Source organism: Brachyspira sp., assembly GCF_050873525.1.
GTDB lineage: Bacteria > Spirochaetota > Brachyspiria > Brachyspirales > Brachyspiraceae > Brachyspira.
In genome coordinates this window covers 1-5,921 of the sequence record NZ_JBNMIZ010000166.1, presented here as the reverse complement: position 1 = coordinate 5,921, position 5,921 = coordinate 1, and the positions used below count along the sequence as shown (strand labels likewise).

At 27.3% G+C, this 5,921-nt stretch carries 4 protein-coding genes; 1 reads left to right on the top strand and 3 read right to left on the bottom strand.

Features of this window, described 5'->3' with window-relative positions; translation table 11 throughout:
• Positions 1-458, top strand: a 458-nt coding sequence (locus tag ACR0QS_RS10150; protein ID WP_432633332.1) for a hypothetical protein, incomplete at its 5' end; no start/stop codon positions are given.
• 74 nt (positions 459-532) lie between these two features.
• Here the strand turns inward: ACR0QS_RS10150 and lysA are convergent.
• The 3 genes from lysA to ACR0QS_RS10135 form a co-directional block, all read right to left on the bottom strand.
• Positions 533-1,771 (bottom strand): diaminopimelate decarboxylase, encoded by a 1,239-nt coding sequence (gene lysA, locus ACR0QS_RS10145; protein ID WP_432633331.1) that lies wholly within the window; start codon positions 1,769-1,771, stop codon positions 533-535.
• Positions 1,772-1,870: 99 nt separating this feature from the next.
• A complete protein-coding gene (locus tag ACR0QS_RS10140) occupies positions 1,871-4,267 on the bottom strand; it encodes a polysaccharide pyruvyl transferase family protein (protein ID WP_432633330.1) in 2,397 nt (798 codons plus the stop codon).
• Positions 4,264-5,625 (bottom strand): glycosyltransferase family 2 protein, encoded by a 1,362-nt coding sequence (locus ACR0QS_RS10135; protein ID WP_432633329.1) that lies wholly within the window; start codon positions 5,623-5,625, stop codon positions 4,264-4,266. Before ACR0QS_RS10135 ends, ACR0QS_RS10140 begins: the two co-directional genes overlap by 4 nt.
• Positions 5,626-5,921: the final 296 nt, after the last annotated feature.

Here is a 5,921-nt window from a genome sequence, read left to right as displayed (position 1 = left end):
TATTATTATTTTCAATTAGCTGCAAACCAAAACAAAATCCAACGCCTAAATATTCGGAACTTGTAGGAACTTGGAAATCCACATATAACAGAAATGAATATATTCTTAATATTGACAGCGAAGGCAACCTAATTTTTAATTGCGGTTTAGTAAATGATAAATCTTTTCATCATAATTTTGCTGGAAAACTTGCAGACACTTTTGAATACCCTTACACAATAGAATTAACTTTTACGGCTTCTTCTCTTTCTTCTACTTCTTGCACTGTTCGTATTAATGATGTCATTGAAAAATTAAATCCGAAATCACAAATTGGAAAATTTACTTTCCATGATGCATCAACTCTTACGGCTTCCGTTAATATGTTAGTAGCTAGCAGCGCTGGTGGTGGCTTTGTTCTTTGGTATGATGTTTATTATAAAGTCGGAGTTCAAACTCTTAATTTTACAAAACAATAATTTATAGAAATAAAATCGTTAGAATAAATTTTTTAAGGCATCGTATTTATTGCGGTGCTTTTTTAATAAATAAATTAAATTAATTCATTTTTTATCATATCTTCAAAACTCTGCTCTTTTCTTATAATATAATGTTTGTCTCTATCAACCATGATTTGAGCTATTAATGGACGAGAATTATAATTTCCTGCCATGCTATAACCGTAAGCGCCCGCGTCGAGCAACGCTACATAATCTCCCGCTTTAAGCAAATGCGATTCTCTATCGCTTGCAAATATATCCGAACTTTCGCATATCGGTCCCACAAAATCATAATTTGAAAAACCTTCTCTTTTGATTAAAGGCATTATTTCGTTATAAGCTTCATACATTGCCACTCGAATATAATCGTTCATGCCTCCGTTTAAAATGACATATTTTCTATTTAATTCTTCTTTGATATATTCTATTTTCATTATCAAAGCGCCCGCTTCGGCAACAAAATATCGTCCAGGTTCTACCGTTACGCTTAATCCCATTTCTTTTAATAAGTTTACGCTTTCTTTTTTGAATTTATCAAAATCGAATCCCGAATGGTCCCGATTATAACGAACTCCGAAACCTCCGCCAATATCTATATTTTTTATATTGAAACCCATTCCTTCAACTTCTTCGATTAAACTTTTCATTACGATTATCGCTCTGTAAAAAGGTTCCGCGTCAACCATCTGTGAGCCTATATGCATTGATAAAGATTCTATTTCTATATTATCCAAACTTTTTAATAATTTTGAATTTTCTCTTATCGTTTTTATGCTTACTCCGAATTTATTTCCATGAATTCCCGTAGTAATTTTTTCATGAGTATGAGCGTCAACATTAGGATTTACTCTTATCGAACATTTTACTTTTCTTTTTAATTCTTTGGCAATATCGTTTATTCTAACCGCTTCGGGAAACGATTCTATATTGAATCTGTTTATATTTAATTCGATTGATTTTTTTATTTCTTCTTCGCTTTTAGCAACGCCCGAAAAAACTATATTCTCCGCTTTTCCTCCCGCTTTTATATATTTTAAAATCTCTCCAATCGAAACTACATCGCCGCCGATTCCTTCTTCTATCATTAATTTTAATATAGATAAATTATTCTCCGCTTTTATCGCGTAAACGATTGAATAATCTTTTATATCGGAAAATATTTTTTTCAAATATCTTATTTTATTTAGAATATCGTTTTTTGAATAAACATAAAAAGGCGTTTTGTAGACTTTAACCAAATCCGAAATTGCAATATTTTCGCACATAAGAATATCGTTATTATAAGAAATCATTTTTCAAATCCATTTTATTAAATTAAACGATTTATATATTAATACAAATATTATATTTTTTCAATCTTTAAAATTAATAAAATATTGAATTTAATCCGATTAAACATTAAATTTATTTCTGAAATTATCTCTCCACCTTTTAATCGGTATCCACCACGCCAATTTATCTACTTTTTCTTTATTCATTTTAATTGAAATCTTAATTCCGAAGAAATAAAATATCAAGTATTCTTTCGTATTGTAAATTCCAAATAATTTTATCCAATTTTGTTTTTCATTTATAATAGAATTATTATTAAAGTATAAATTATCTATTTTATTTTTTAATTGTAAATTTTCACTATACAAATCGTTTATTTTAATGTCTTTTTCTTTATTTTCTTCAATCAAATAATTTATTATATCGTCCTTATAATCATATTTCTCTTTTTTATTTTCTAACGCGTTTTTTAACCAATTCAAAGATTTTGATTTTTCTATTTTTAATTTTTTATTGATTTCGGTATAATCCATTTTTAGTAGAAAATCTATTTTATTCATAACTTCCGACAAATCGGTAATTATTCTGTCTTTTATATCAAATATATTCGATAAACTTTCCAATCTTGAAATCCCGCTTACTTCGTTTAATAAGCATACGAAAGGTTTATTAAAAATTATGGCAAAACAACTTCCATGAAAAGAATCGGTTATTAATAATTCGCAATTTTTTATCGTCCAAAGCCAATTCTCTATACTATCTTCATTATTATCTATGTTTAAATATTCTATATTGAGAGATAATTTATTTGAAATAAAATTAAGTTCATTTTCAATATTCGTATATAAAGAATAAACGGCAATAAATTTATGATTTACATTTTTACTCGATTTACTAATTAAATAATCGTAATCTTTAAGCAAAAATACTGGGTCTAACACATGAGTTGCCTCGACATCAAAATCTTCTTTGCATATTCTCACGCCGTCATCTTCTCTAACCGAAACATTATCAAATTGCTTCAAATAATATTTAAAAAGTATTTTATCTTTTAATTCGCCTTCAAAATTAGAAATACCGAAAGACGAAGAATAAGCTATTTTATTTTTGAAATTATATACAAAATCTAATAAATAATAAAAAATATTTTTACCGTGAAATAGATAACGCCAAACTTGGTCTGAACCTACAATAAAAGCACTGCATTTTTCATTTAATTTTTCCAACTCTTCTTTATTAAAATATTCGTTCGCTATATTCAAATATTTTAATCCGAATTGATTGCCTTTTATATTAGAATATATATTATTTTCCCAGCCATAAAGATTATTATAAATTATTAAAGGATTATAACCTAAATCTTCTATCGTTTTATATAAAGCGTAAACCGTCAATACCGCTCCAAAATTATTTTGAAAAAGCATACTCGCTATTGCAACATTATGTTTTGGATTATTTGAATTATTATATAAAGTCTCAAAATCTTCTTTGTCCAAATTATCAAAAAAATATTTTCTGCTTGCAAATATCGGAATGTTTCCGCCCAAACCTCCGTTAGAAACATTATAAACTCTTTTATATTTAAAATTCAATCGATTTAATTTTTCAAAAACTTTTTTGCCTTTAATACTATTTACCGAAACTAAAGAAACGCCTTTATTATCGTTATCTTCAACGCCCCAATAATCGCCAATCGTAATATCGCCCGCTCTTTCAAATTTTCTATATTTACAATGAATGCACTCCTCTTTGCAAGAAATATGTTCCAAAAACGCTTTCATATAAAAATCTTCACTCTTTTTATCTATATATTCGCCTTCCGCCGATTTCATGAAACACCCAACCAACCAACCTAGTGTTTTTTTATCTCTAAAACTTATGTATTCTATTTTTTCCGTATCTTTAAACTTTTCTAATAAATATTTTCGCCAAACTTTTTGCGGAACTATGCTGTTGCATAATAAATCAACCGTTATCAAATTCTCGTAATCTTTCCCCAAATAAAAATTCAAGGCAGATACTTGACAAGGCGTCCCGCTAAATAATACTAATTTATTTTCATTCAATAATTTCTTTATTTTAGAAAAAATATTTCCAAGCGAACTTTCGACATATTTTGAGCCTCGCAATTTATCCAAATCTTTTTTATCGTCAATTATTATATGTTCCACTCCAAGCCAATCCGCTCGCCAACTTGCGCCGCATACGAAACCGCCATTTTCCAAAACATAATCGGCAATCAAAGTGAACATTCCGCCCGAAGACGATTTCATTCTTATTTCATCGTTCGCCCGAATATCGTAAAATTCTTGCTCGAAATCGTTTTTAAAATTGTCATTCAAGGCATGACATTTTTTGACGCATAAACCGCAGTCGGTGCATAATTTTTCGTCCACAACAGGATAATTAAAACCTTCGTTAGTTTCAATCATTTTGATGCAATTATGCGGACAGATTTGCGCACATACCGAACAACCCGTGCATTCTTTTTTGTTTAAGATGTTTATATTATTCATAACACTCCAATAAGCCAATTAATTAAATTTTCATCATTAGTAATATTTTTCACATTTTCTAATAATTTATTTTTATCTATCGCTCCATAATCTATTAAATCTAAAATCACTTTCTTAAATAAATTGATAAAATATTTTTCTTCTCTAACTTTTGCCTCGTCAAAATGCAATGCGGAATAATAAAAATGTAAAAAGTTTTTGCAAAATAATATCGTTATTTCTTCGTTAGATTTTTTATTCAAATAATCGAACATATCGACACAAATATAATAAATGTCCGTAAAAAAACTATCTTCAAATCTATTATGATTAACTTGAGAATTATCTCTATTTATTATATAAAAATACAAGTTCAACGGAATATACATTAAACTTTTAGCTTTCAAAAATACCTTAAAGCAATAACTTAAATCCTCTCCGTTATACTTTGCAGGCATATTGTCAAATCCCAATTCCAAAAGTAAATCTCTTTTAAATAATTTATTCCATAAATTCCATACTACCCACGAAAGATTATTATCCAAAAATACGCTCATAATATCTTTTCCGTATAAAACTTGATATGGAATATTTTTAAAAAATGTATCGAATTCAATTTTATTATTTTCTATTCTTACGGCAAAGAAATTATACCAAACTATATCGACATTATTTTTTACCATTTCGGACATTGCTACTTCCAAAAGATTTAAAGCCGCATAATCGTCTCCGTCCATAAATAATACGGAATAGCCTTTCGCTTCTTTTAATCCCGTCATTCTCGCTATTCCCATTCCCATATTTTTCTTATGTTTTATATATTTTATTCTGTTATCTTTACTCGCATATTCCAAAATAATTTTTTCGTCTTCTTCAAATTCCGAGCCATCATTAACTATGATTATTTCTATGTTTTTATAACTTTGATTTATTATACTTTCCAAACAATGCCTTAAATATTTTTCGCCGATATTGTAAACGGGAATTATAACGGAAACTAAAAGCTGATTATTAAAATTGTCAAATCTATTTTCGCTTAATTTTGAATATAGTTGCCTCGATATTAATAATTCCTTTTGCATTTTATTGAAACTGTTTTGTATATCTCCAAATCTATCCCACATAAAAGGATATAAATCGTCAAATCTTCTATGCATATCTGAATATAAATTATAAATTCTACCATTAGTTTGATTTAAATTATTTTTATATTCATAATAAATATTTCTAATTGCATTCCTCAAACTTTTAAACGGTATCCACCAAACAATAGCGTCTATATCCGACTTTGGATTTTTCTTTTTGAAAGTTATTTTGATAAACAAAATTTTTATTATAATATATTTTTCCGTTTCGTATTTTTGAAAGAGTTTAATCATGATAAAACTCCTAATATAAAATAAATTGAAATAAATAATTTTTTAGTTTTGCAACGAAAAAACAGCCAAAAATTATAATAATGGCTTGTATTGTATTGTATTGTATTGTAGAATTTACATTCGCTCATTTTTCAAAAATCCTTTTTTAGTTTTTAATTCTATCAATTTAGAGAGATTATAGCATGTTTGATAAAAAATGTCAACAGTTTAATTTATAAATTATAATTAAAACAAATAAAAAATTAATCCATATTGAAACTAATAAAAAATAAAATATAATTATTATTGTTTTATTG